The sequence below is a fragment of the Paraburkholderia sp. Tr-20389 genome, from assembly GCF_017104565.1.
In the GTDB taxonomy this organism is placed as follows: Bacteria; Pseudomonadota; Gammaproteobacteria; order Burkholderiales; family Burkholderiaceae; genus Paraburkholderia.
On sequence record NZ_JAAGPD010000001.1, the window covers coordinates 15,132 to 40,701 of the forward strand.

The following is a 25,570-nucleotide window of genomic DNA, read 5'->3' on the forward strand; positions in this document are numbered from 1 at the left end:
GTAGTCGATATGGGGCGGGCGCGAGGGGCTGGCGCGCTGTGATTCGGTAAGTCGGCGGATAAGCGGGCATCCGGCTTACTGCGCGTCGATGCCGAAGCGCGGTTGCTGGACGGCGTAATAGCGCGCGCCGCAATTGCGGCCGCGCGTCACGGAACACACGATGCCGGGAAACGCGCGCGTCGCCGCGCGGGCTGCGGCGAGTGCGTCGTCGGCGTGGCGCGAGCTCTGAACGAACGCGAAGCCCGTCGGGCCCCACGAGCTTTGTCCGACGCCCGCTGTCTGGTTCGCCGCGATGGCCTGCATCGCGGCCGCGACGGCGGGGCTCGAATACACGCCGCCTTGCACGGGCGCGAAGTATTCGCCGATCGATTGCTGGATCTCGCTGACGCCGGCAGCGAATGCGTCGAAGTCGCCTTGCGCCATGCCGGGCAGCACGCGCATCAGCAACTGATGGCAGACCTCGGCGGCGAGCGTGTGCGGGAAGGGCGGCAGCGCGGCGAGGCCGCGCTTCTCTTCGTCGCCGTGCAGACCTTCGCGCGTGGTGTCGTCGATCAGCACGATGCGCCAGTCGTCGGGAAACGGCTGGCGCGCGAGCAAGGGCGGCAGCGCGGCGGCGCTTTTGGGCGCGGTACTGATCGAGGCGGCCGTCGCCGCACGGCCCTGGCCGCCGTCGACGATCAGCCCGCCGTGATCGAATCCGAGCACGCCGATGCCGGAGCGCGCGCCGCGTCCGAGCCGTTGTGCGAGTTCCGCCGTCGTCGCCGCGATGCCGGCGAGCCGCGCATACGCAGTGCCGACCGCGAGCGCGAGTTGCGTGCCCGAACCGATCCCGCAATGCGCGCGCGCTGCCTGCTCGACTTCGAGCGATACAGCGGGTCCGCCATAGGCGTCGTGCAACAGCGCGAGATAGCGTTCGATGCGCTCGCGCTGCGCATCCGTGGATGCGCCTTCGACCTGGGTGTCATCGGCGTGCCGCGCTGTGACGCGCGTGCCGCATCCCTCGATGACGATGCCGATGCTGCCGAACGCGCGTCCGAGCGATCCGTTGGGATCGAGAAAGCCCATATGCAGCCGGCCGGGCGCTTCGACGGTGATCGCCGAGATGGCAGGCAGTGTCGACGTGCGTTCGGATGACATCGGCATGCGATAGCTTCCTTGTCGAATCGTGTATGCGCGGGCGCGGCCGCGCGGGCTGACGCGACTGCACCCGTCGACGTCAGGCAAGAGGCGTACCACGCGCGACGCCGCGCGGATTCGCGCGCATCGGCCGAACCATGCGCCGCGTGCGGTCGATGCGCGTGCAGCACGGCGCGCGACATCGCGTGTCAGATACGGCACAGCGCAAGCCGCCGCCGCCACGGGCTGTCACGCATGGCACGATGCCGCGCGTTCGCAGCGATAGCGAACGCTGGACGCTGCGTCAGCCCTTCGGCGTGTCGTACTTGATATAGCGGAAGCGCTGATCGTCCGCGGGCGTCCCTTCGAGCGGGCCGCCTTCCTTACCCGGCTGCCACTGGATCACTTCCTCGATCTTGCGCGCGAGCGCGAAGTCCTTGTCAGTGATGCCCTTCGCCGTATGCGTCTTCAGCTTCACGACGACAAACGCATACGACACCGTCAGATCCGGGTGATGCCACGCCGCTTCCGCCAGATGGCCGACGGTGTTGACCACCATCAGCGTGCCTTTCCAGCTTTCCGTGCGGTACTTGCGACGCAGCCAGCCGTCTTCGAGATACCAGTGCTGCAACGGACCTTCGAGTTTCTTCTGGACTTCCTCGTCGGAATACACCTGTTCGCTTTGCGTCATGACGAACCTCCGCTCGTGTCGTGAGAGGGGAATCGCACGGGAAACCTCGCGCCCCGTGCGCCTTGCCAACCGGGCCTGCCGCGCGTGCCAATGCGCCTGCTGCACGCCGTCCTGCGAATTGCGTATCTGACACAGTATGTCCCGCCGCACGTCGCGAAGCGCAACACGTTGACGCCGGGAGGCCGTGTGGCGGCGGTCAAACGCGACCGGCATGGAATATGCGATCCGCCGTCATACGCATGGGCCGGGCAATGGATCCGGCGCAGCAAAGGCGTTACCTGCATCCAGAGGCGCGGCTGGAGCGACCCGGTAGCGTGTCATCGGTAACTGGACGGTTTCAACCAGTATCACCCATTCTGGAGGAGACATGAACGTACGCACCCTGGTTCTTGGACTGGCGGTGTTGGTTGCGACGGCGCTGAACTCGTTCCTTGCGTATGCCGATCCGCAACTGGACTCGCTGATCAAGAACCCATCGAACTGGGCGGCGCAGGCAGGTGACTATGCGAATCACCGGTACAGCCCGCTCAAGCAGATCAATGAAAGCAATGTCGGCAAGTTGCAGGTCGCCTGGACGATGTCGACGGGCGTGCTGCGCGGTCACGAAGGTTCGCCTCTCGTGATCGGCGACACGATGTACATCCACTCGCCGTTCCCCAACAAGGTCATCGCGATCAACCTGAAGGATCAGACCTTCATCTGGCAATACGAGCCGAAGCAGGACGCGTCGGTGATCTCCGTGATGTGCTGCGATACCGTCAACCGCGGTCTCGCGTACGGCGACGGCAAGATCTTCCTGCAACAGGCCGACACCAAGCTCGTCGCGCTCAACGCGAAGACGGGCGAAGTGGTCTGGACCGCGCAAAACGGCGATCCCAAGGCAGGCGAGACCAACACCAACGCGCCGCACGTGTTCGGCGACAAGGTGCTGACGGGCATCTCCGGCGGCGAGTTCGGCGTGCGCGGCCGTCTGATCGCGTACGACATCAAGACCGGCAAGGAAGCGTGGAAGGCCTACAGCACCGGGCCCGACAACGAGATGCTGCTCGACCCGCAGCAGACGATGACCTGGGCAGACGGCAAGATGCAGCCCGTCGGCGCCGATTCGTCGATCAAGAGCTGGAAGGGCGATCAGTGGAAGCTCGGCGGCGGCACCACATGGGGCTGGTATGCGTGGGACCCGAAGCTGAATCTTGTCTACTACGGCACGGGCAATCCGGGCACATGGAATCCGACGCAGCGTCCCGGCGACAACAAGTGGTCGATGTCGATCTTCGCGCGCGACCTGAATACGGGCAAGGCGAAGTGGGTCTATCAGATGACGCCGCACGACGAGTGGGACTATGACGGCGTCAACGAAATGATCCTGGCCGACATCGCGGTGAACGGCAAGAAGACGCCCGCCATCGTGCACTTCGACCGTAACGGCTTCGGCTATACGCTCAATCGCGAGACAGGCGAACTGCTGGTTGCACAGAAGTACGACCCGGCCGTGAACTGGGCGGATAGCGTCGACCTGAAGAGCGGACTGCCGATTCGCAACGCATCGTACTCGACACAGAAGGCAGGTCCGGACCACAACGTGAAGGGCATTTGCCCGGCTGCGCTGGGTTCGAAGGACCAGCAGCCTGCGTCGTTCGATCCGGGCTCGAATCTGTTCCTCGTGCCGACCAATCACGTCTGCATGGACTACGAGCCGTTCGATGTCGATTACGTGTCCGGCCAGCCGTATGTGGGCGCGACGCTGTCGATGTATCCGGGTCCGAACGAGAAGGGCGCGATGGGCAATTTCATCGCGTGGGATGCGGCCAAGGGCAAGATCGTCTGGTCGAAGCCGGAACGCTTCTCGGTATGGTCGGGTGCGCTGGCGACGGCAGGCGGCATCGTCTTCTACGGCACGCTGGAAGGCTACATCAAGGCCGTGCGCATCAAGGACGGCAAGGAACTGTGGAAGTTCAAGACGCCGTCGGGGATCATCGGCAACGTGTTCACGTATGAGTATCAGGGCAAGCAGTTCGTCGGCGTGTATTCGGGCATCGGCGGCTGGGCAGGCATCGGCATGGCAGCGGGCCTGCAGAAGTCGACGGAAGGCCTCGGTGCAGTCGGCGGCTATCGCGAGCTGGCGAAGTACACGGCGCTCGGCGGCACGCTGTTCATCTTCGCCATTCCGGGTGGATCGAACGGCTGATCGCGGTCCCGTTTGACTGGCTCGCGCAAGCAGTACGCGCAGCAGTTTCGCAGCAGCAGTGACGTAGCCGAAGACGCCAGCATGCGGTCTTCGGCTTCGAAAGAAAGTGAGTACCGTGTGCGGTCGCCATGTGTGACCGACGAGCAGCTTCAATCGAATGATAGGGAGACGAACGCATGAAAGGCCGCGTTGTGCTGTCGCTTGCAGGTGCGTTACTGGCGTTGAGCGCTTTACCTGTTGTCATGACCAATAGCTGGGGGCAGTCGTCGGACGCGCCCCAGGTTCAGAAGGTCGCTTATAAAGTCGTCGACGGCAACAAGGTCGACAACGATACGCTACAAGGATGGAAAACCTGGCGCGCGCTCGCCTGCGAACGCTGCCACGGCGCGAAGCAGGAAGGACTCGTGGGTCCGTCGCTGATCGACGCGTTCAAGACACTCGACAAGAACGAATTTCATCGGACGGTATTCGGCGGACGTGTCGACAAGGGCATGCCCGATTTCAGTTCGAGCCAGATGATGCAGAAGAACTGGGAGAACCTCTTCGCCTACCTGAAAGGCCGCTCCGATGGCAGCATCAAGCCGGGCGATCTGCAGGCGATCGATGCCAAATGAGCCACGAATGAGCCAAATAATGTCGTGCGATACTGCGTGACGCGCCGCTATGCCTGGTATCGCGCGCCACGTCGCATGACGCACAATCCGGAGACCTCCATGTCCGATCGCAGAACTTCCGTCGTCCATGCCGTATGTGCAATGTTGACGTTGTGCTGCGTGTGTATCGGTGCGCCGGCGGCGCACGCGCAGGGCGCGCCCGCGCCGAATCTTCCGAACAACGACGGTGCCGACAAGGTGCTGCGTGTCTGCGCCGATCCGAACAACATGCCGTTGTCGAATGACAAGGGCGAAGGCTTCGAGAACAAAATCGCGGCTGCGATGGCCAAAGACTTCGGCTACAAGCTCGAATACACGTATTTTCCGCAGCGCATGGGCTTCGTGCGCCACACGCTGCGCGACAAGGTAGACAACTCCGAGCAGTTCAAGTGCGACCTGATCATCGGCGTGCCGCATGGCTATGACATGACGTCGACGACGCGGCCATGGCTGCATTCCACGTATGCGATGGTGTTCAACAAGCGCCCCGAGTTCGCGAGCATCAATACGCCTACCGATCTGCTGAAGCTGCCGCCGGATCAACTGAAGAAGCTCAAGCTCGGCATCTTCTCGCAGACGCCCGCCGTCGACTGGCTGCTGTCGAACAACCTGATCGACCAGGCCGTGTCGTATCGTGCACAAAGCGGCGATCCGAATGCGTTTCCGGGCGAGATGATCCAGCACGATCTGGCGCAGGGCAACGTCGATGTCGTGTTCGTGTGGGGGCCGATTGCGGGTTACTTCGCGAAGCAGGCAAGCGATCGCGTGAAGCTCGTGCCGTTTCCGCCGCAGCAGGGCATCCGCTTCGACTATGAGATTTCGATGGGCGTGCGCTACGGCGAGAAGGCATGGCACGACAAGATCGACCAGTGGATCGCCACGCATCAGAACGACATCAACCAGATCCTGACCAGCTACGAAGTGCCGCTGCTGCCGCTGGCGAGCGCGCCTGTCGCATCGGATGCACCGAAATGATGGGCGCCTGTGCAGCAGACGTACGCGTTCGCACGCGTGCGTTTGCGTTGCGCGGCGTGGCTGCGCTGACGGTGCTCGCTGCTGTGTCGATGACGTTGCCGCAAGCGGCGCATTCCGCCGATGCGGCTAGTGGAGCCAGCGGAGCGGAGGCGCCCATTGCGCCCGCCGAAAAGCTGCTGTTTCTCACGCCGCATCTGCATGGCGTCGCGTCGCAGACGGAACTCGACTATGCGCTCGTCGTGACAGCGCCGCCCGACAAGCAGACGGACCGGGTCCGCGTGCTCGTCGCGAGCGCCGACAACGCGAAGAGCGACGCCTCCGTCAGCGATGCGAGCGGCAAGGTGCAGTTGCCTGAGAACCTGCCGTGCAACCCTGTGATCCTGTATTTTCTCGAGCGCGATATCGCGGAAATGGAGCAGGCGACGGGCGGTCAGCGGCGCTATTTCCAGCAGCGCGTGCGACTTGCGCTGGCCGCGAGCCCACCCATCACGGACGCCACGGTCCAACTGGACGGCAAGACCGTGAGGGCGCGCAAGATCGTGATCCAGCCGTATCTGCACGATCCGAACGCGCAGCGCTTTCCGAAGTTCACGAGCAAGCGCTATACGTTCGTGCTCGCCGACGGCGTGCCGGGCGGCGTGTCGCTGTTGCGCACCGATGTGCCCGGCGACAACGACGACTTCGCGCATCCGCAGAAGACGGAGTCGTTGAGCTATGAAGGCTCGCTGCACAAGTTGCAGCCGCCTGCGCAGGGCAAGCCGTCTTCACCGCCGGCGACACCCAACGCGCCGCGCGCGAGCCGCTGAATCCGTCGATGTCTGGTGTGGCGACAGGCAGCATGCCCGCTGCCTGTCGCTATGCGCATGGGAACGCATGATGAACCTGATCCGCTCGCTGACGCTCAGGCAATTGCAGATCTTCGTGATCGCAAGCCGCTTGCCGAGCTTTGCGCGTGCGGCGGAAGAATTGCATCTGACGCAACCGGCCGTGTCGATGCAGATTCGCCAGCTGGAGGAGGCGATCGGCATGCCGCTGTTCGAGCGGATCGCGCGGCGCCTCTCGCTGACAGAAGCGGGCGAGCGGTTGTCGCATCACGCAAGCCGCATTCTTGGCGAGATCAAGGATGCCGAAGACACGATGACTTCGCTTGCTCAGGCCGATAGTGGGTCGATTGCGGTGAGCATCGTGAGTTCGGCGACTTACTTTGCGCCCAAGTTGCTTGCGCAGTATTCGAAGCAGTATCCGAAGGTCGATGTGCATTTCTCCGTCGGCAATCGGGAGACGTTGTTGCGGCTGCTGCAGGACAACGCGACCGATCTCGCGATCATGGGGCGGCCGCCGCCTGAACTCGGCACGACGGCCGAACCGCTTGCTTACCATCCACATGTGATCATCGCACCTGTGACGCATCCGCTGCGCGATGCGCGGCGTTTCGATATGCAGGAGCTTGCGGGGGATACGTTCTTGTTGCGCGAGCCTGGGTCGGGGACGCGGGCTGTTGCCGAGCATACTTTTCGGCAGCATCTTTTTACGCCTTCACGGTGCGTGACGCTCGGCAGCAATGAGACGATCAAGCAGGCTGTGATGGCGGGCATGGGGGTCAGTCTTATCTCGTTGCATACGCTTGCGCTGGAATTGCGGACGCGGGAGATTGCTCTGCTCGATGTCAATGGGACGCCCGTTGAGCGGACCTGGCAGATCGTGCATCTGGCTTCCAAGCAGCTGTCGCCGACTTGTGTGACCTTTCGGAGGTTTTTGCTCGAGCATGCTGAGCCGTTTCTTGAGGCGGAGTATGCGGAGTTTGTTGCCGCGTTGTCTGCGCGGCGGGGGCCGCGGAGTGCTAAGGGTGGGGTGTTGTAGTGGTTTTTTTGTCTGCGACGCAGTCGCGAGTTTGGTTTTTTGGTTTTGGTTTTGGTTTTGGTTTTGGTTTTGCTTTTGCTGGCATCCGCGTTTTTCTTCTGGTTTGCTAGCGTTGCCCCTGTGCGGGGCGGCACCTACTTTTCTTTGCAGCGGCAAAGAAAAGTAGGCAAAAGAAAGCCGCTCACACCGCCAATCCTTGACGATTGCCCACGGAATATCTACGCCCCATATCCCATCTAGTTCACCCTCCGATTCGACGCAACTCTTTTTCAGCCTGCCCGATTGCGGGCTTTTTTTCGTCTGCCGGTTTCGCGTCGCGGCAATCAGATATCACCTAATTTCCGCGAACCGTTGTGTGTGTGCGTGGTTTTGCAATCCTTGACAGATCTGCCTGACGCATTCCGATAGCTTTGCGGATTCAGCTTAATTCGCATAACGAATAACAATGAATCAGAGAAGCCATCGGCTGGTATTCAGCAGACTGAGAGGCATGCTGATCGCGGTCGAGGAAAGCGCGACGGCTTCCGGAAAATCGGCCGGCGAAACACGCGTCTCCGGACGCGCATCGCGGAAGACAACCCACTCACCACTGCAACGCCTGGCGGCACTGCTGCCCGCCGTGGCGCCGCTTCTGGCGTTCGCGCAGATCGTTCCGGGCGGCGCGCACGCGCCCAACGTCATCCAGACACCGAACGGTCTTGAACAGGTGAACATCAATCGCCCGTCTGGCGCGGGCGTGTCGGTCAACACCTACAACCAGTTCGACGTACAGCAGCGCGGCGCGATTCTGAACAATTCGCCTACGATGGTGCAGTCGCAACTCGGCGGCATGATTAACGGCAATCCGAACTTTGCACCGGGGCAGGCCGCGAAGGTCATCGTCAACCAGGTCAACAGCGCAAGCGCATCGCAATTCAACGGCGCGCTCGAAGTCGCGGGCCAACGCGCGAACGTGGTGTTGGCAAATCCGTCAGGGATTTCTGTCAACGGTGGCGTATTTATCAATACGAGTCGCGCGACCCTGACAACCGGCACACCGAACTATGCGGCGGACGGTTCGGTGTCGGGCTTCAATATCACAGGCGGCAACATCACGGTCAGCGGCGCCGGTCTGAACGCGTCGAACGTCGATCAGGTTGATTTGCTGTCCCGCGCCGTGCAGGCCAATGCGGCTGTCTACGCGAAGGCGAACCTGAACGTCGTGACTGGCGCGAACAGCGTTGATTACAACACGCTCAACGCCACGCCGATTGCGGGCGATGGCGCGGCGCCGGGTGTCTCGATTGACGTTAGCAATCTCGGTGGAATGTACGCCAACCGCATCCAGTTGGTCGGGACGGAATTGGGCGTCGGCATTTCACTCAAGGGCATCACGGCTGCGCAATCGGGCGACCTCGTGCTGACTACGGCGGGCAAGCTGGTATTGGCCGGCCAGACCAACGCGAGCGGCAACATCAACGCTTCCGCGCACGACGGCATCGACAACAGCGGCACCACCTACGCACAGCAGAACGTCAACGCGACGACATCGGGCGCGCTCACCAACAGCGGCACGTTCGTCGCGCAACAGAACACCAGCATCAGCGCGGGCAGCGTCGCATCGACGGGCACGCTGGGCGCCGGCGTGAACAGTAGCGGTTCGGTCGGCAACGCGGGCGACCTGAATGTTGCGACGACCGGCCAGTTGAGTGCGACCGGCTTGAACGTGGCGGGCGGCAATGCAACGCTCGCGGGTGGTGGCGTCAATCTCGCGGGCAGCAAGACGGCGGCGAACGGCAATCTCGCGCTGAACGCCCGCGCGGGCGACCTCAACCTTGCCGGCGCAACCACGAGCGCCGGGGGCACAGTCAATGCACAGGCGACGGGCGCACTGATCAACGACAACGGCACGATGACGGCGAATGCCGTCACGCTGAACGCGGGCAGCCTTTCGAACCAGGCAGGCAACGTTTCGGCACAGGGGCCGCTCAGCGCTACCGTGGCGGGCAACGTGTCGAACCAGGGCGGCCAGTTTGTTTCGCAGGGTGCGATGCAGATTCGCGGCGGCACGGTCTCCAACTACCAGGGGACCATGCAGAGCGCGGCGGGTTTCGGACTGTACGCGGCCTCGCTGGACAATACGGCGGGCCGCATCACATCATTGAACGGCGACGGCCTGAACCTCGGCATCACGGGCACGCTGCTGAACGGCATCGGCGGCGTGATCGGCGGCAACGGCAACGTCGGCATCAGTGCCTACACCCTCACGAACGCAGGCCAGTTCAGCGCGGTCGGCGCGCTGGCCCTCTCGGCGTCGAGTCTGGTCAACAGCGGAACGGCCACGGCGGGCGGCGCCCTCACGGCCACCGCAACCGGCGCGCTCTCCGACGCAGGCGGCACGCTCTCGGGTGCGACCGTCGCGGTCACGGGCGCATCGATCGACAACACGAAGGGCAACATCAACGGGAATGGGGTTGCGGTTTCGACACCGGGCGACCTCATCAACCAGGGCGGTGCGATCACGCAATCGGGGACGAGCGCGCAGACGGTCAGCGCGGGCGGCAAGCTCGACAATTCGAACGGCGGCCAGATCGCGTCGAACGCCTCGAACCTGAGCGTCACGGCCGCACAGGTCGATAACGATACGGGTGCCATCACCCACGGCGGCACCGGCACGCTGGCGATCAACGCGGGCAACGGCACGGGTGCAATGTCGAACGTGGGCGGCACGGTGACCAGCAACGGCAACGTCGTCGCGCAGGCCGGCGCGTTCAACAACACGAACGGCTCCGTTTCCGGCCAGGGCAGCGTCACGGCGATGGTCGGCGGCGCGCTGGACAATACCGGCGGCAAGGTCCTGTCGAATACCGACCTGAGCGTGACGAGCGGCACGCTCACGAACGACAGGGGGCAACTCGGCGCCGGGGCGAACGAAACCATTCACACCGGCTCGATGACCAGCATCGGCGGCAAGATCGTTGCGCCGGACCTGTCCATCACGACGACCGGCACGCTGGACAACAGCGCGGGCGATATCGAGGCGAACCAGCTTGCGCTCTCCGCCACGGACCTCCTGAATCGCGGCGGCTCGATCACGCAGTATGGCGCTTCGGCAATGGGCTCCAGTGTCAGCGGCACCTTCGATAATTCGAATGGCGGCACGCTGCAGACCAACAGCACGGATTTCAGTCTCACGCCCTGGGCCATCAACAACAACGGCGGCTCGATCCTTCACGCCGGAACGGGCACGTTCACGCTGTCGCCGGGCAACGGCGCGGGCACCTTCACGAACGTGGGCGGCCAGCTCATCACGGCGGGCCAGCTCATTGCGCACGCGGGGAATCTCGACAACACCACGGGCGTGCTGGCGGCACGCGGGAATATCACGGCCATCATCGCCGGAGGCGTGAACAACACGTCCGGCGTCATGCGCGCGCTGTCGTCCTTCTCGCTCACCAGTGGCGGCGCGCTGACGAACGTGCACGGACAGATCCAGTCGGGTACGGGCGCGGCGGGCGACGCCGGCACGCTGGCCGTGCAGGCCCCCTCCATTGACGACACGAACGGCGTCATCGGCAATCTCGGCACGGGCGACACGACCGTTCAGGGCGGCAGCGAACTCATCAACACGGGCGGCCAGGTCACGGGCAATGGCGATGTCAGCGTGAATGCGTCTGCCATGGTGAATACCCAGGGCGGCCAGGTGAGCGGCGCGAACGTCGCAGTGTCGGGCGACACGCTGGACAACACCAGCGGGGCCATCGGCAACGTAGCGGGCAAAACCGGGGACGTGACGGTGACGATCACGGGCGCGATCAACAATACCAACGGCCAGATGGGCGCGACCCATGACCTCGCGGTGAGTGCCGCCACGCTCACGGGCGGCGGGGCCTACAACGCGGCCAATGACGTGGCGGTGAATCTCCAGGGCGACTTCGCGCCCACGCCCGATGTGCAGTTCAACGCGGGTCGCAACCTGTCCTTTACGCTGCCGGGCACGTTCACCAACGGTGCGATGGTCCAGGCGGTGAACGACCTGAACATCAACGCGGGCGATGTCGACAACAGCGGCGTCATGATGGCGGGCGGCACGCTCACCACGCACGCGAATACGCTGGAGAACACAGGCGTGATCGTGGGCGGCAGCGTGTCGCTCAATGCCAGCAGCAGCATCACCAACGTGGGACCGGGCGCGCTTATCGGTGCGACGGACAGCAACGGCACGCTTGAACTGCTTGCGCCCGATATCGAGAACCGCGACGACACCACGGCGACCGACACGCAGGCGACGACCGCGATCTATGGTCTCGGCAAGGTCGTGCTGGCAGGTGGAAAACATGCAGACGGCAGCTACAGCAATGCCGCGCTGATCCGCAACCAGTCCGCACTGATCGAGTCGGCGGGCGACATGGAACTGCACGCCGCTCAGGTGACGAACACCCGCACGACCATGACGACGACCGGCTTTAACCAGCCCGTCGATCCGGCGCTGCTCGACCAGCTCGGCATCAGCCTGTCGGGCTGTACCTCCACGGTCGCGGCTGCCTGCGCCGCCAGTCATCCCTTTGTCGGCTGGATCAACGGCACGCCCGACCTGACCGGCGGCGTGCCGACCGATCCTCCCCACGGCGGACAGTGGAACAGCGGCTGGCAGTACACGACCTACACCGGTGTTGCGCTGGCGAACCTGATCGCCGGTATCAGCCCGCAAGGCCAGATCATCGCCGGTGGCAATCTCGATGCGTCGTCGGTGGGCCTGTTCCAGAACTACTGGAGCGCGGTGGCGGCGGCCGGCAACCTTGCCGCGCCGGTATCGCTCGACCAGAACAGCTGGCAGGGGCAGGCAGCGCCAGGCGTACAGGTCACCTATTCGGGTGAGTATCACTACACGAATTACGACCACAGCATTAATGACTGGCAGCTGCCGTTCGGCGATGCGCCGTTTGTCGGTTCGCGGCCTGGCGGCTATACGCAGGCGGCGCCCGCCGATATCCGCCACTACTCGCTCCCAGGCTATGAATCGTCGTTCGTGGCGGGCGGTACGCTTTCAGGCAACGGCATCAGCATCAACAACACGGCGGGCAATGCCGGCATTCCATCGCTGAATCTCGCACCCGGTCAGGCCATGTCGGGCGTGAACATAAACGGTATCAGCGGCAACGCGAGCGGCGGGAAGTCTGGCGCGGCGTCAGTCAATGGCGGCGGCAGCATGGTCGACCCGGCGATTGCGAGCGCCACAGCGCAGAACGTGCTGCAAAACCTCTCGGTTCCCCAGGGCGGACTGTTCCACCCCGCGACCGCACCGGGCGCAACGTACCTGATCGAAACGAACCCGGCGTTCACGAACCAGAAGACGTTCATTTCGAGCGACTACTATCTGCAACAGCTTGGCCTGAATCCGCAGACGACCGAGAAGCGCCTGGGCGACGGCTTCTACGAGCAGCAGCTTGTACGCAACCAGATTACGTCGCTGACCGGCAAGGCGGTACTCGGCCCGTACACCGATCTTCAGTCGATGTATCAGGCCATGCTCGACGCGGGCGCGTCGCTGTCGAAGTCGCTCGACCTGCCGCTTGGCATGAGTCTGTCGCCTGAACAGGTAGCGGCGCTGACCAGCAATGTCGTCATCATGCAGACGGAGACCGTCAACGGGCAGCAGGTATTCGTGCCTGTCGTCTATCTCGCGAAAGCCAGTCAGCAGAACATGAACGGCCCGCTGATTGCGGCGACCGACATCGACCTCCAGAACGCGCAGACCTTCACGAACAGCGGCACTGTGCAGGCTGGAAACACGATGTCGATTCAGGGCAACCAGATCAATAACGCTTTCGGCACGCTGCAAAGCGGCGGCCTGATGTCGCTGAACACAAAGGGCAATATCGACCTGACTTCGGCAGCCGTGAACGCGGGCAGCCTCGCGCTGAACGCGGGCGGCAACCTGATCCTCAACACGGCGGTCAATACCGTCAACCAGGTCAGCGCGACGGGCGCCACGCGAACCACGAGCACGCTCGGCCCTATTGCGAACCTGAATGTCGCTGGCAACGCAGCCATCGTGACGGGCGGCAACTTCGAGCAGAACGGGGCCAGCCTCAATGTCGGCGGCAACCTCGGCATGGCGGTTGGCGGCAATTACGACCTTGGCTCGGTGCAGACCGGCGAGCACAAGGTCGTTGCGCGCGCCAATGGCAGTTCAAACACCGATTTCAACCAGACGACCGGCAGTTCCATCAAGGTCGGAGGCGTTTCGCAGATTGGCGTGGGCGGCAACCTCACGGCGACGGGCGCGAACATCAACCTGGGCGGCGGCGGTGTCGTTGCGGCGAAGGGTGATGTCACGCTCCAGGCGGCAAAGGCGACCTCGACCGTTGACAGCCATGACTCGGGCAGTGATTCACACGGCAGCTACGCGTCCACGATCCACCGCTCCGACGATACGCTCACGGCGACGACGCTCAATTCGGGCAATTCGCTCACCGTGGCGTCCGGCAACAACATCAACGTCACCGGCAGCACGATCAATCTCGACAAGGGAACGGCGACGCTCGCGGCGACGAACAATGTGAACATCGGCGCGGCGACGGAGACGCATGTCGATAACGGTCAGGAACAGCACAGCCATAGCAATGTGGTGAGTGGCAAGCAGGTGTCGAGTTCGAGTGACACCACTGCCACGCTCTCACAGGGCAGCATGGTTTCTGCGGATGCCGTCACGATCTCAGGCGGCCACGATATCAACGTGAACGGCAGCACGATTGTGGGCACGAACGATGTCGCGCTGAACGCCGCCCATGACGTGAACATCACGACGACGCAGGACACGATGCAGTCGTCCAGCAGCTACCAGGAGACGCGCACGGGCCTGGGGACGAGCGGCCTGACGATCACGGTCGGCACCAGCAAGCTCGCGACGACTGACCAGGAATCGAGCGTCACGAACAACGCGAGCACGGTCGGATCGCTGAACGGCAATCTCTCGATTCGGGCCGGCAACACGCTACACGTCACGGGCAGCGACCTTGTCGCGGGTGGCAATCTCGCGGGCACGGCAGCGAACGTCATCATCGACGCGGCAACCGATACGTCGCACCAGGCGCAGACGCAGAAAACCAGCAGCAGCGGCGTGACGATTGGCCTGTCCGGATCGGTCGGCGATGCGATCAACAGCGCCTATGCGCAGGGCCAGGCGCTTGCGAACGGCAAGAGTAACGGCCGCGCCGATGCATTGCATGCGATTGCGGCGGGTGGCGATGCGGCAATGGCCGGCATGGGCGCAGCGGGTATTGCAGCCGGCGCGACGGGCCCGAATGCGCCGAGCATCAGTGTGCAGGTCAGCATCGGATCGAGCAAGAGCCAGAGCCAATCGTCGGAAGACCAGACGACGCAGCGCGGCTCGAATGTGAGGGCGGGCGGCACTGCGGCATTTGTTGCGACCGGCGACGGCACGCGCGGCAGCGGCAACGTGACAATTGCCGGCTCGAATGTGAGCGCGAATGATGTCGTGCTCGCGGCGAAGAACCAGGTCAACATCGTCAACACGACGAACACTGATGTCACGCAAAGCTCGAACAGTTCCAGCAGCGCGAGCGTGGGTGTGTCGTATGGCACGCAGGGCTTCGGCGTCTCGGCGTCGATGTCGAATGCACATGGCGACGCGAACAGCAATGCGGCGATCCAGAACGCCTCGCACGTCAATGGCACGAACAGCGTGACGGTGGTCTCAGGCAGCGATACCAACGTCATTGGCTCGCAGATCAATGGCGGTACGGTGAACGCGGCTGTCGGCGGCAACCTGAACATCCAGAGCGTGCAGGATACGACGGTGAGCACCGCGCACCAGAGCAGCGCGGGCGGTGGCTTCAGCGTCAGCCAGGGCGGCGGCAGTGCGAGCTTCAGCGCGCAGAACGGGCATGCCGATTTGAACTATGCGGGCGTGAACGAACAGGCGGGAATCAACGCGGGCAACGGTGGCTTCGATATCAACGTCGAAGGCAACACGGGCCTGACGGGCGCGGTCATTTCCAGCACGGCGGATGCGTCGAAGAACAGCCTGAGCACCGGCACGCTGACCTGGCGCGATATCCAGAACCAGTCGCACTACGACGCGACGAGCAACGGCATCAGCGCGGGTGTGGGCGTGGGTAACACTGGCAAGGCTGTTGGCCCTGGCTCGGTAAGCGGTACGGGTGGCGTGACGCCGATGATGAGCCAGAACGACAGCGGCGATTCCAGTTCGACCACGCGCAGCGCGGTCGGCGCGGGCGCGATCAACATCACCAACGGCGCAGCGCAGACGCAGGACGTGGCGGGCCTGAGCCGCGACACGACCGGCACCAACCGCAAGGTGTCGAATACGCCCGACGTGAATCACCAGCTTTCGCAACAGGCCGACACGATGCAGGCCGCGCAGGCGGCGGGTCAGGTGGTGGCGCAGGGAATCGGCGCATATGCGGATAAGAAGCGCGATGATGCGCTCGCCACTGCGAAGGCGGCACTGAAAAGCGGCGACATCGACAGCGCAACGGCCGCGCTCGCGGACTACGACAACTGGGATGAGGGTGGGACGGATCGGGTTGCACTGCACGTAGCAGGCGGCGCACTGGTAGCTGGGCTGGGTGGTGGCGGCATCGGCAGTGCAGCGCAAGGTGCGGCGGGTGCTGGTATCGCGGCTTGGGCTGCGGGGGATCTGAACCGGCTGGCCAACGGCACGCGCGACGCGCTGGGTGGAGGTGATGCGGCGCAGATGGCGGGCAACGTGCTGTCCAATGTCGTGGCCGGTGCGGGCGGGTTCCTGATCGGCGGCACGACGGGCGCATTCACGGCGGGCAATGCGGACCTCTACAATCGAAGCACGGGTAACGGTGACGGCAAGGGCGGCACGATCAATTCGGCTGTAGATTCTGTGAAGAACGCAGCGGCTGGCGCGTGGAACGGTCTGGTCAGCCTTGGCGAGGTTATTGCCAATGTCCCGAACGGCGGCCCGTTTGCTTCGCCTGGCGATCCTGGCTATATCTCGGCGAATGGGCTGAAGCTGCCCTACACTCCAGGTGATCAGGTCGGACCGGGGGTGGAGTTCTTTACGGCCGCGCTGGCGACCAGGGGTGTTGGCACGGTTACTGCGGCGGAAGCCGAAGCAGAGGCGCAAGCAGCGTTGAGATTGGCGCAGTCCACATCCAGCAACTCCATCAATCAAGCAGATTTGGCGACGCTTGCAGCTAATGGAGTGAAGTTCACATCTCAGAACGTGGTGGCAACGGGAACCACGTCATCAGGGCAGACTGTGTTTCTTGAAGCAGGAAATGCAAATGCTGGACTTCAACACATTATTCAAGAGCACGGTGCCGAGTTTGCGAGCATGGGAGTGGCGCCAGCGCAAATTCCCGACGTGTTAATGCAGACCGTAACCCGAGGGACGATTGTTGGCTATCAGGGTGCAGGTACAGGCAGGCCTATCTACGAAGTGACTATTAACGGCCAACAACAGCGAATTGCGGTCACAGTCGGTAGCAATGGATATATTGTTGGGGCGAACCCCAGAGGCAGTGCAAAATGATGAAAATCAAGGTGATGGCGGACTATCGGTGCTATCCGCTCTGGGATATGGCACCTGGAATGTATGGGGACGTTGACCCAAACAGCTTGCCTATCTCAGCGGAATTGAAGCGTCAACTCATTGCTTGGGCACAGGAGTTTGACGCGACATTGAATATGGATGATCCTGCGAGCTCAGGTTTTAAAAGCGACGAAGCAGCCGCTGCATTTAAAGCGTGTGGTCTTCAACTGGCAAGACGTTTGCAGCTAGAACTCGGCACTGATGCCGAGGTTTCCGTGCAAGTGTAAATGCAACAAAAACAAACACAGTTTCGAGCTGGGTTTGCTGTTTATAGCATTGTTCAATCCGGCGTGATGACGAGCCGACCGTACTGGACCTCGATCCTCACGCGTTGACCGGGTTCGAAGCCGGCGTGCTCAAGCCACATGCCGGCGATGCGCAGCCAGGGGAAGAAGGTAGGCGTTCGCCAGTCCCTGCCGGGTTTCGGTGAAGGCCGCCAGCGCATGAGCTGCTGGACGGTGGCGCTGCGCTCGGGATGAGCGGGCAATGCATGACGGGGTCGGCGCCGGGGTGGGTTCGCCAGGGCTTGCACGATCATGGAGCAGTGGGACACGAGCGCCCTGTTCCGCCGGGTTTGCCGTCGCACTGCGTGCGCCGTCAAACCCGGTGGGATGAGATTGCTTCGTGATGCGATGTAATTGAGATGTTCAGAACCTGCCTTCTTGCGGACTCGCGCCTTCTGGCCAGAAAGCGCGTCGGGGCAAAAAATTGCAGGCTCCGATGCATGTCAGGCGAAACCCGTTTGCAAGGGGTTGTTGCGTCGGGGAAAAACCGGATTCGACAACGGCGGGCGCGTCGGATGCACGCGTCTGGCGCGAGGGAGGTGACACGCGCGCAGGTCTCCAGGCCGCGGGCGGCGCGCTGATTGGCGGGCTTGGCGGTGGTAGCGCGTTCGGCGCGATAGGAGGCGCTGCGGGCGCAGGACTCGCGTCAAAGATGGCCGGCCAGACGAAGGAAGTTGCGGGAGCGGTGACGGACGCGACGGGTTCGTCGCTGGCGGGCAATATTGCGGGGAATGTCCTCACAGGTCTGGCTGGCGGGGTGGTCGGCGGCAGTGCGGGCGCGGCGATCGCGTCGAACGTAACCCTGTATAACCAAGGGCATGATAAGAACGAAAGTGAGGCCGAAAAAGAAGCCCAAGAGCTTCACCACGAGGTGGAGGCGGAGCGAGCAAAGCTCGGTCAGGTCTTTGTGCCGAGTGAGGGCAATGGTCCGGTCCAGGTGCGAGGAATGGCGGGGGCAGGTACGCTATCCCAAGGTACGCAAGCAGCGACGAATAATGGACCGAGTGCACCGGTCTATAACCCTGGCGGTGCAGCGCGCGGCTGCGAACAGTGCAAACTGGTCGTCTGGTTCGCTGTCGGATACGGTTGAAAAAATTGCTGGGCCCAACGCCCAGGTCTCTTACACGGATTCAGGGAAAACGATCTACACCAACCCCGTCAACGGACTCTCGGTGGTGTACGACAATACCGGAAACTATTATCGAGTGACGAATTCGGCTGGACAGTATGTCGATCAAAACGGGAATCCGCTGCCGAACAACGTTCCACTAGTTGGGCCAAATAAGACCACGCAAACAGGTGTGCCGTCCGGTATTCGACCAACACTGATCCGACGAAATAGAGGCATACCTATGCAAATGAAGGCATCTAAGTTCATTGGAACGCCCTCTGACTATCAGGCAAGCGAAGAGATTGAGTTTCAACTGACTGGCGAGCTTTCTGAATGGCTATTTGCCACGCGTTTTTGGCAGAACTTCAACGCGACGCATGACACCATCTTCGACCAATTCGAGGAAGATGAAGTAACCATTGAACTTGTGAAACAGGTTGCGGCATCCATTTTCGCGAGAATTCGCGACCTTAGAACTGTTGACCAACCATCGGTTGAATTTGTCTACCGGCGATTGCCGGACGGGATGCCCGTGACAGCACAAATAGCCAAGGACGGTTTGATCGAGGAAATGACGAGATTGGGTGAATTTCTGACCCTGATTGCAGAGCGATACGCGAAAGCGACATTCGACCTGTGAAAGCGTAGAAGTGAATATGGCGAGCACGCTAATAATGTGCTCGCCGCACATCAGGCAGAATCAGGGACTAATTTACCAATGAAGATAAGCAAGAGGCTGGCGGTATTGCCGCTCACAGCCCTGGTAACACTCGCGTCTAACGCGCAGCAGACGCCGCAGCAGCCGCACGCGCGAACGCCGAACAGAACCAGCAGTTACAACAGCAGCGCGACGCACAGCAGCGCGCCCAGCAGGTCAACGCGCCTGCCGTGCGCTCGACGGCACAGAAGGCCGAAGGCTTTCCCGTGTTACCCGTCGAAGCGCCGTGCTTTCGCATCGACGCGTTCGCGCTCGACGTGCCCGCCTCACTGCCCGATATCGCACGCAAACACGGCGCATCCAACCTGCCGCTCGACCCGTTCTGGTTCGCACGCGAATGGCTCGACCACTACAAGGGGCAGTGCATCGGTAAAGCTGGACTCGACACCCTCACGAAAGGCTTGCAGCAGACGATCCTGTCGCGCGGCTATGTGACCACGCGCGTGCTGCTACCCGAACAGGATCTGTCGGCGGGCACGCTCAAGGTCGCGCTCGTGCCCGGTGTCGTGCGTCATATCCGTTTCGCCGATCCTGACACACGCGGCACATGGAAGTCCGCGTTCCCCGCGCGCGACGGCGACCTGCTCGACCTGCGCGACCTTGAGCAAGGGCTGGAGCAAATGAAGCGTGTCGCGTCGCAGGACGTGGACATTAAGATCGAGCCGACAGAAACACCCGGCGAGAGCGATGTCGTGCTGAACATGAAGCGCGCGAAGCCATGGAGCTTCGTCGCATCGGTCGATAACTCGGGCACCAAGGCAACGGGCAAGTGGCAAGGCAACGTGAGCCTTGGCCTTGACAACCCGCTCGGCCTGAACGACGTGCTTGCAGCAGGCGCGAACCAGGACCTGTCATTCGGCAACAAGACACTTGGCTCGCACGGTTTCAACGGCTCGTACTCCGTGCCATGGGGCTACTGGACCGCGACGCTGTCGGGCAACACGAACACGTACTATCAGAACATCGCGGCGGTCAACGAGACGTTCGTATCAAGCGGCAATTCGCAGACAGCCGCGTTCAGGCTCGCGCGTGTATTGTCGCGCAGTCAGACCGACGTACTCGGTGCCTATGTCCAGTTGTCGAAGCGCTTCGGTGAGAGCTTCATCGAAGGAACGACCATCCCGATTCAGGACCGCAACAACACGTTCATCGAAGCAGGCGCGACTGACCGCCACTATTTCGGCGCGGCTCAGTTCGATGGCACGCTCGCATATCGCCAGGGCGTTCGCGGCCTCGGCGCGACTGGCGATCCGAACCCCGACCTGTACGACCAGACCAACAAGCCCGCAACCTATCCGACGTATCTGTTCAGGATGGCCGTGCTCGACGCGAACCTGTCGATTCCGTTCGCTGTCGCGTCGCAAGCCTTCCGTTACGTGACGACCGTTCACGGTCAGTTCACGAACGACACGCTGTTCTATCTCGACGACCTGACGATCGGCAGCCGCTACACGGTGCGTGGCTTCGACGGCGAAACGATGCTCGCGGCAGAGAAAGGCTTCTACTGGCGCAACGAACTGCAATGGCCGATCTTCCAGACCGGGCAGACGCTCTATGCAGGGATCGACTACGGCCGCGTGTTCGGCCCTAACACGGCGATTCTGGCGGGCACCCAACTCGCAGGCGCGGTGATCGGCATTCGCGGCGGCATACCGGCGAAGTACGCGGGAATCTCGTATGACCTGTTCGTGGGCACGCCCATCTACAAGCCAGCCAGATTCCCACCGCACGCGTGACGCTCGGAGTTCAGGCAACAGCGCAGTTTTGATAGCCAGGAAAATCCCAACCCTCAACAACACTTCCCAGCACCACCCCCATACCGCGCATCCTGCCGCTCGCGAAAAAACTCCTCATAAGTCATGACAGCACGATCAGGATGGGTCGCAGCCATATGCGCGACATAAGTCGGATAGTCGGGCAGACCGACCATCAACCGCATGGCCTGCCCGAGGTATCGCCCAGCGTTGCGCACGTCTTCCCGAAGTCCTGAGAACATCGTGCGCTCCTATCACTGTGTGCCGCCGGCGCGCGATGCACCGGGCAGCACTTCGAACGGCGTTTCACGCACGGTCGGCAAATCGGCGCGACGCGCGCGCAACACAGCGAGCACGCCATACACGACGACGCTGACAACCACGAAGATAAACAACCCGGCAAGCGTCGCATCGACATAGTCGTTGAACATGATCCGATGCATCTGCTCGATCGATTTCGCAGGCGCAACGATCTTGCCCGCATCGGCAGCAGCGCCGAGCTTTGCGGCATGCGCCAGGAAGCCGACCTTCGGATTCGCGTCGAAAATCTTCTGCCAGCCGGCCGTCATCGTGCAGATCAACAACCAGACGGTCGGCACGAGCGTCACCCACGCAAAGCGCTCGCGCTTCATCTTGAACAGCACCACCGTGCCCAGCACCAGCGCAATCCCCGCCAGCATCTGATTCGAGATGCCGAACAGCGGCCACAGCGTATTGATGCCGCCAAGCGGATCGATGACGCCCTGATACAGGAAGTAGCCCCACGCGGCCACGCACAGCGCCGTCGCAATCAGATTCGCGGGCAGCGACTCCGTGCGCTTCAGAGCAGGGTGGAAGGTGCCGAGCAGATCTTGCAGCATGAAGCGTCCGGCGCGCGTGCCCGCATCGACGGCCGTCAGGATGAAGAGCGCTTCGAACAGGATCGCGAAGTGATACCAGAACGCCATCATCGCTTCGCCGCCGATCACCTGATGGAGAATCTGCGCCATGCCCACGGCGAGCGTCGGTGCGCCGCCTGCACGCGCGACGATCGTCGTTTCGCCGACGGCCTTTGCGGTTTGCGTCAGCATCTCCGGCGTCAGCACGAAGCCCCATTGCGATACCGTCTGCGCGACGGCGTCCGGTGTCGTGCCTAGCACGGCGGCCGGCGCGTTCATCGCGAAGTACACGCCCGGCTCGATCACGGCAGCGGCGACCAGCGCCATGATCGCGACGAACGATTCCATCAGCATCGCGCCGTACCCGATAAAGCGCGCGTTGGTTTCGTTGTCGATCAGCTTGGGCGTCGTGCCCGACGAGATCAGCGCGTGGAAGCCCGATACCGCGCCGCAGGCGATCGTAATGAACAGGAACGGGAACAGGTTGCCCGACCACACGGGGCCCGTACCGTCGACGAACTTCGTCAGCGCAGGCATCTTCAGTTCCGGCGCGACGACCAGAATGCCGATCGCGAGGCCGAGAATCGTGCCGATCTTCAGGAACGTCGACAGATAGTCGCGCGGCGCGAGCAACAGCCACACGGGTAGAACGGACGCGATGAAGCCGTAGCCGATCAGAATCCACGTGAGTTGCGTGCCGTTGAACGTGAACCATGCGGCGAGCGTCGGGGAATCATGCACGCTCTGACCGAACACGATCGACGCCATCAGCAGCACGAAGCCGATGATCGACACTTCGCCGATACGGCCCGGACGGATGTAGCGCGTATAGACGCCCATGAAGAGCGCAATCGGAATCGTCGCGGCAACCGTGAACGTGCCCCACGGCGAGTTGGTCAGCGCCTTCACGACGATCAGCGCGAGCACGGCGAGAATGATCACCATGATCAGGAACGCGCCGAAGAGGGCGATCACCCCTGGCACGGTGCCGAGTTCCATCTTGACCAGATCGCCGAGCGAGCGGCCGTCGCGGCGCGTCGAAATGAACAGCACGATGAAGTCCTGCACGGCGCCGGCGAACACAACGCCCGCGAGGATCCACAGCATGCCGGGCACGTAGCCCATCTGCGCGGCGAGCACCGGGCCGACCAGCGGGCCTGCGCCCGCGATTGCCGCGAAATGATGGCCGAACAGCACGTATTTGTTGGTCGGCACGTAGTCGAGGCCGTCGTTGTGACGCGCGGCAGGCGTCATGCGCTGCCCGTCGAGCTGCAGCACATGGTTCGCGATGAAGCGGCTGTAGAAGCGGTAAGCGATCAGATAGACGCAGACGGCGGCGATCACGACCCAGAGGGCACTGACCTTTTCGCCATGCGCGAGCGCGATGGTGCCGAACGCAAATGCGCCGAGCAGCGCAACCGCTATCCAGACCAGAAACGAGGAAGCCCGGTTCATGGGTGTCTCCTGTGTACTTGTATAAATGCCCGTCAGCGCCCGCTGGCGAGACCGATTGCAGCGCGCAAGGCGCACGCCGCGCATGGTCGAAGATGTGCCATGCTTTGGGCGTGTAGTATTCGTGTTCGTCGAGTGCGCCACAAGCGCACAACTACGTAAGCGCGCTACGTAGAACTACGTAGGCAGTCCGACTGGTCTTCCGCAGATGAAACTCAAGGCAAAGATATTCATGCTCGCCATCGTGCCGTTTCTGGCCGCGATCGCAGGCATTGCATTCGGCGTGCGCCATCAGGCCACGGGGCTTGCGAGCGCGCAGCACGACACGACGCAATCCGCGTATATGGCGAGCAAGGAAATCGAACTGAGGCACTACGTCGACCTCGCCACCAGCGCGATCAAGCCGCTCTACGACGAGGCGGGCAAGAACGCGCGCGACGACGCGATCTTGCGCAACCGTGCGCTTGCGATGCTCGAGAAGATGGACTTCGGCCAGGACGGCTATTTCTTCGTCTATGACATGCATGGCCGCTCGCTGATGCATCCGCGCGAGCCGGATCTCGTCGGACGCGATCTGTGGACCTTGCGCGACCCGGCCGGGTCGTTGACGATCCAGCAGCTCATTGCGGCCGCTGCACAGGGCGGCGGCTATGTGCGTTACGTGTGGCATCGGCCGTCGACGGGCAAGCTCGCGCCGAAGCTCGGCTATGTCGTTCCGCTGCCGCGATGGGGCTGGATGCTGGGCACGGGCATCTACCTCGACGACGTCGACACGACGCTGGCGCGTATCGATCAGCGCGCGTCATCCGACATCGAACACACGATGTTGTGGATCGGCGCCATCGCACTGGCGGGCCTGTGCGTGATCGCCGTGTGCGCGCTCGTGCTCAACGTGAGCGAATATCGCAGCGCGGACGCGAAGCTCAAGCGTCTCGCGCAACAGGTGGTCGAGTCGCAGGAAAACGAGCGGGCAAGACTGTCGCGCGAACTGCACGACGGCATCAGTCAGATGCTGGTGTCCGTGAAGCTGCTGCTCGAATCGGCGCTCGCGCGTTTCGAACTGAGCGAGCCGCGCGTGCAGCCGGCGGAAACGGCGCTGTCCACGGGTATCGGCCGTCTCGGCGACGCGTTGCGCGAAGTGCGGCGCATCTCGCATGCGCTGCGTCCGTCGATGCTCGACGATCTCGGGCTGGCGGCAGCGCTCGAACAGCTGACGCGTGAGTTGAGCGCGCAAGGTCATCTGGCCATCGGCTTCACGCATGTCTCACACGATCACGCCGCGCACTTGCCCGATACCGTCAAGACCGCGCTGTTCCGTATCGCGCAGGAAGCGCTGACGAACATTTTCCGGCATGCGCAGGCGACCCAGGCGGCCGTGTCGCTGGATGTGTCCGCGAGCCGCGTCACGCTCTCCATCAGCGACGACGGTCGCGGCTTCGACGTCGAACGGGTGCAGGCGGACCCGCGCGCGGGCGTCGGCCTGCGCAACATGCGCGAGCGGCTGGAGGCGCTCGACGGCGACCTGCGACTCGACTCCCGGCCGGGTCATACCATCGTCACCGCGACCGTACCGATCTTCGCACGCGAAGCGCTACCCATCGACATGCAGGCAGATCCGTCATGAACAGTCCAGCGGGCGCGGCGCGCCTGATTCTCGTCGACGATCATCCCCTCGTGCGCGACGGCTTGCGCGCGCGGCTCGAAGCCGTGCCGGGTTTCGCGGTGGTCGGCGAGGCGGGCAACGCCGACGAAGCGCTGGCGCTGGCGGCCGCGCACGAACCGGACCTCGTGCTGATGGATGTCGGCATGCGCGGCATGAACGGCATCGCGCTTGCGGCGCTGTTCCATGAGCGTTTTCCGGGCATACGCGTGCTGATGCTGTCGATGCATGACAACGTCGAGTATGTGACGCAGGCCGTTCGCGCGGGCGCGAGCGGTTACGTGCTGAAGGATTCGCCGGGCGCGGAGATCATTCGCGCGATAGGCGCGGTGCTGGAAGGCAAGACGTACTTCAGCGAAGGGCTCAGCGCGCGGCTCATTCATGCGTCGGCGATGCGCAACCCGATCGAACGTTTGACGCCGCGCGAACGCGATATTCTCGATCAGCTCGCGGAAGGACTGTCGAGCAAGCAGATCGCGCAGCGCAACGGCCTTTCCGTGCGAACCGTCGAAACACACCGGCTCAATCTGAAACGGAAGCTGGAGATAGAAGGGCAGGCCGAACTGATCAAGTTCGCGGTGGAGCATCGGCGCACGAACTAGCTGCCGCTTGCGCGATGCATTGTGCAAGCGGCTGAT

The 25,570-nt window shown here is 62.8% G+C and carries 16 protein-coding genes and 1 pseudogene; 12 read left to right on the forward strand and 5 right to left on the reverse strand.

The window, feature by feature from the left end:
* Positions 1 to 75 precede the first annotated feature (75 nt).
* Together G3N95_RS00075 and G3N95_RS00080 are read right to left on the reverse strand one after the other, a co-directional pair.
* Positions 76 to 1,143, reverse strand: a complete 1,068-nt coding sequence (locus G3N95_RS00075; RefSeq protein WP_205967922.1) for a beta-ribofuranosylaminobenzene 5'-phosphate synthase family protein — start codon at positions 1,141 to 1,143, stop codon at positions 76 to 78.
* A gap of 277 nt (positions 1,144 to 1,420) precedes the next feature.
* Entirely contained in the window at positions 1,421 to 1,807 is a 387-nt protein-coding gene (locus G3N95_RS00080) for a 4a-hydroxytetrahydrobiopterin dehydratase (protein WP_205967923.1), read from the reverse strand.
* A 367-nt stretch (positions 1,808 to 2,174) separates the two neighbouring features.
* Between G3N95_RS00080 and G3N95_RS00085 the strand changes: the two genes are divergently transcribed.
* From G3N95_RS00085 to G3N95_RS00115, 7 genes are all read left to right on the forward strand, one after another.
* Entirely contained in the window at positions 2,175 to 3,995 is a 1,821-nt protein-coding gene (locus tag G3N95_RS00085) for a methanol/ethanol family PQQ-dependent dehydrogenase (protein ID WP_205967924.1), read from the forward strand.
* A gap of 176 nt (positions 3,996 to 4,171) precedes the next feature.
* Positions 4,172 to 4,609, forward strand: a complete 438-nt coding sequence (locus G3N95_RS00090) for a c-type cytochrome (RefSeq protein ID WP_205967925.1) — start codon at positions 4,172 to 4,174, stop codon at positions 4,607 to 4,609.
* Positions 4,610 to 4,708: 99 nt separating this feature from the next.
* Entirely contained in the window at positions 4,709 to 5,623 is a 915-nt protein-coding gene (locus tag G3N95_RS00095; protein ID WP_205967926.1) for a substrate-binding domain-containing protein, read from the forward strand.
* Positions 5,620 to 6,429, forward strand: coding sequence for a hypothetical protein (locus G3N95_RS00100; RefSeq protein ID WP_205967927.1), 810 nt, complete (start codon positions 5,620 to 5,622; stop codon positions 6,427 to 6,429). Before G3N95_RS00095 ends, G3N95_RS00100 begins: the two co-directional genes overlap by 4 nt.
* A gap of 70 nt (positions 6,430 to 6,499) precedes the next feature.
* Complete coding sequence (locus G3N95_RS00105) at positions 6,500 to 7,483, forward strand: LysR family transcriptional regulator (RefSeq protein WP_205968704.1); 984 nt, start codon at positions 6,500 to 6,502, stop codon at positions 7,481 to 7,483.
* Between the two features lie 445 nt (positions 7,484 to 7,928).
* Positions 7,929 to 17,015, forward strand: a complete 9,087-nt coding sequence (locus tag G3N95_RS00110) for a hemagglutinin repeat-containing protein (RefSeq protein ID WP_205967928.1) — start codon at positions 7,929 to 7,931, stop codon at positions 17,013 to 17,015.
* Complete coding sequence (locus G3N95_RS00115; RefSeq protein ID WP_205967929.1) at positions 17,012 to 17,302, forward strand: hypothetical protein; 291 nt, start codon at positions 17,012 to 17,014, stop codon at positions 17,300 to 17,302. Before G3N95_RS00110 ends, G3N95_RS00115 begins: the two co-directional genes overlap by 4 nt.
* A gap of 53 nt (positions 17,303 to 17,355) precedes the next feature.
* On the opposite strand, the gene G3N95_RS40985 is transcribed toward G3N95_RS00115, so the two are convergent.
* Positions 17,356 to 17,613, reverse strand: coding sequence for a SymE family type I addiction module toxin (locus G3N95_RS40985; protein ID WP_346778332.1), 258 nt, complete (start codon positions 17,611 to 17,613; stop codon positions 17,356 to 17,358).
* 398 nt (positions 17,614 to 18,011) lie between these two features.
* Between G3N95_RS40985 and G3N95_RS00125 the strand changes: the two genes are divergently transcribed.
* From G3N95_RS00125 to G3N95_RS00135, 3 genes and pseudogenes are all read left to right on the forward strand, one after another.
* Positions 18,012 to 18,449, forward strand: coding sequence for a hypothetical protein (locus tag G3N95_RS00125; RefSeq protein ID WP_205967930.1), 438 nt, complete (start codon positions 18,012 to 18,014; stop codon positions 18,447 to 18,449).
* A complete protein-coding gene (locus G3N95_RS00130) occupies positions 18,355 to 19,110 on the forward strand; it encodes a hypothetical protein (RefSeq protein WP_205967931.1) in 756 nt (251 codons plus the stop codon). The genes G3N95_RS00125 and G3N95_RS00130 overlap by 95 nt, the downstream gene beginning before the upstream one ends.
* A 78-nt stretch (positions 19,111 to 19,188) precedes the next feature.
* Positions 19,189 to 20,956: pseudogene (locus tag G3N95_RS00135) on the forward strand (ShlB/FhaC/HecB family hemolysin secretion/activation protein).
* Between the two features lie 21 nt (positions 20,957 to 20,977).
* On the opposite strand, the gene G3N95_RS00140 reads toward G3N95_RS00135, so the two are convergent.
* Positions 20,978 to 21,184, reverse strand: coding sequence for a YbdD/YjiX family protein (locus G3N95_RS00140; protein WP_205967932.1), 207 nt, complete (start codon positions 21,182 to 21,184; stop codon positions 20,978 to 20,980).
* Between the two features lie 12 nt (positions 21,185 to 21,196).
* Complete coding sequence (locus G3N95_RS00145) at positions 21,197 to 23,275, reverse strand: carbon starvation CstA family protein (protein ID WP_205967933.1); 2,079 nt, start codon at positions 23,273 to 23,275, stop codon at positions 21,197 to 21,199.
* A 205-nt stretch (positions 23,276 to 23,480) separates the two neighbouring features.
* Between G3N95_RS00145 and G3N95_RS00150 the strand changes: the two genes are divergently transcribed.
* Together G3N95_RS00150 and G3N95_RS00155 are read left to right on the forward strand one after the other, a co-directional pair.
* Positions 23,481 to 24,896, forward strand: coding sequence for a cache domain-containing protein (locus G3N95_RS00150; protein WP_205967934.1), 1,416 nt, complete (start codon positions 23,481 to 23,483; stop codon positions 24,894 to 24,896).
* Positions 24,893 to 25,534 carry a response regulator transcription factor gene (locus G3N95_RS00155; protein ID WP_205967935.1) on the forward strand — a complete coding sequence of 214 codons (642 nt, stop codon included), beginning with the start codon at positions 24,893 to 24,895 and terminating at the stop codon, positions 25,532 to 25,534. The genes G3N95_RS00150 and G3N95_RS00155 overlap by 4 nt, the downstream gene beginning before the upstream one ends.
* The last annotated feature ends 36 nt before the right edge of the window (positions 25,535 to 25,570 follow it).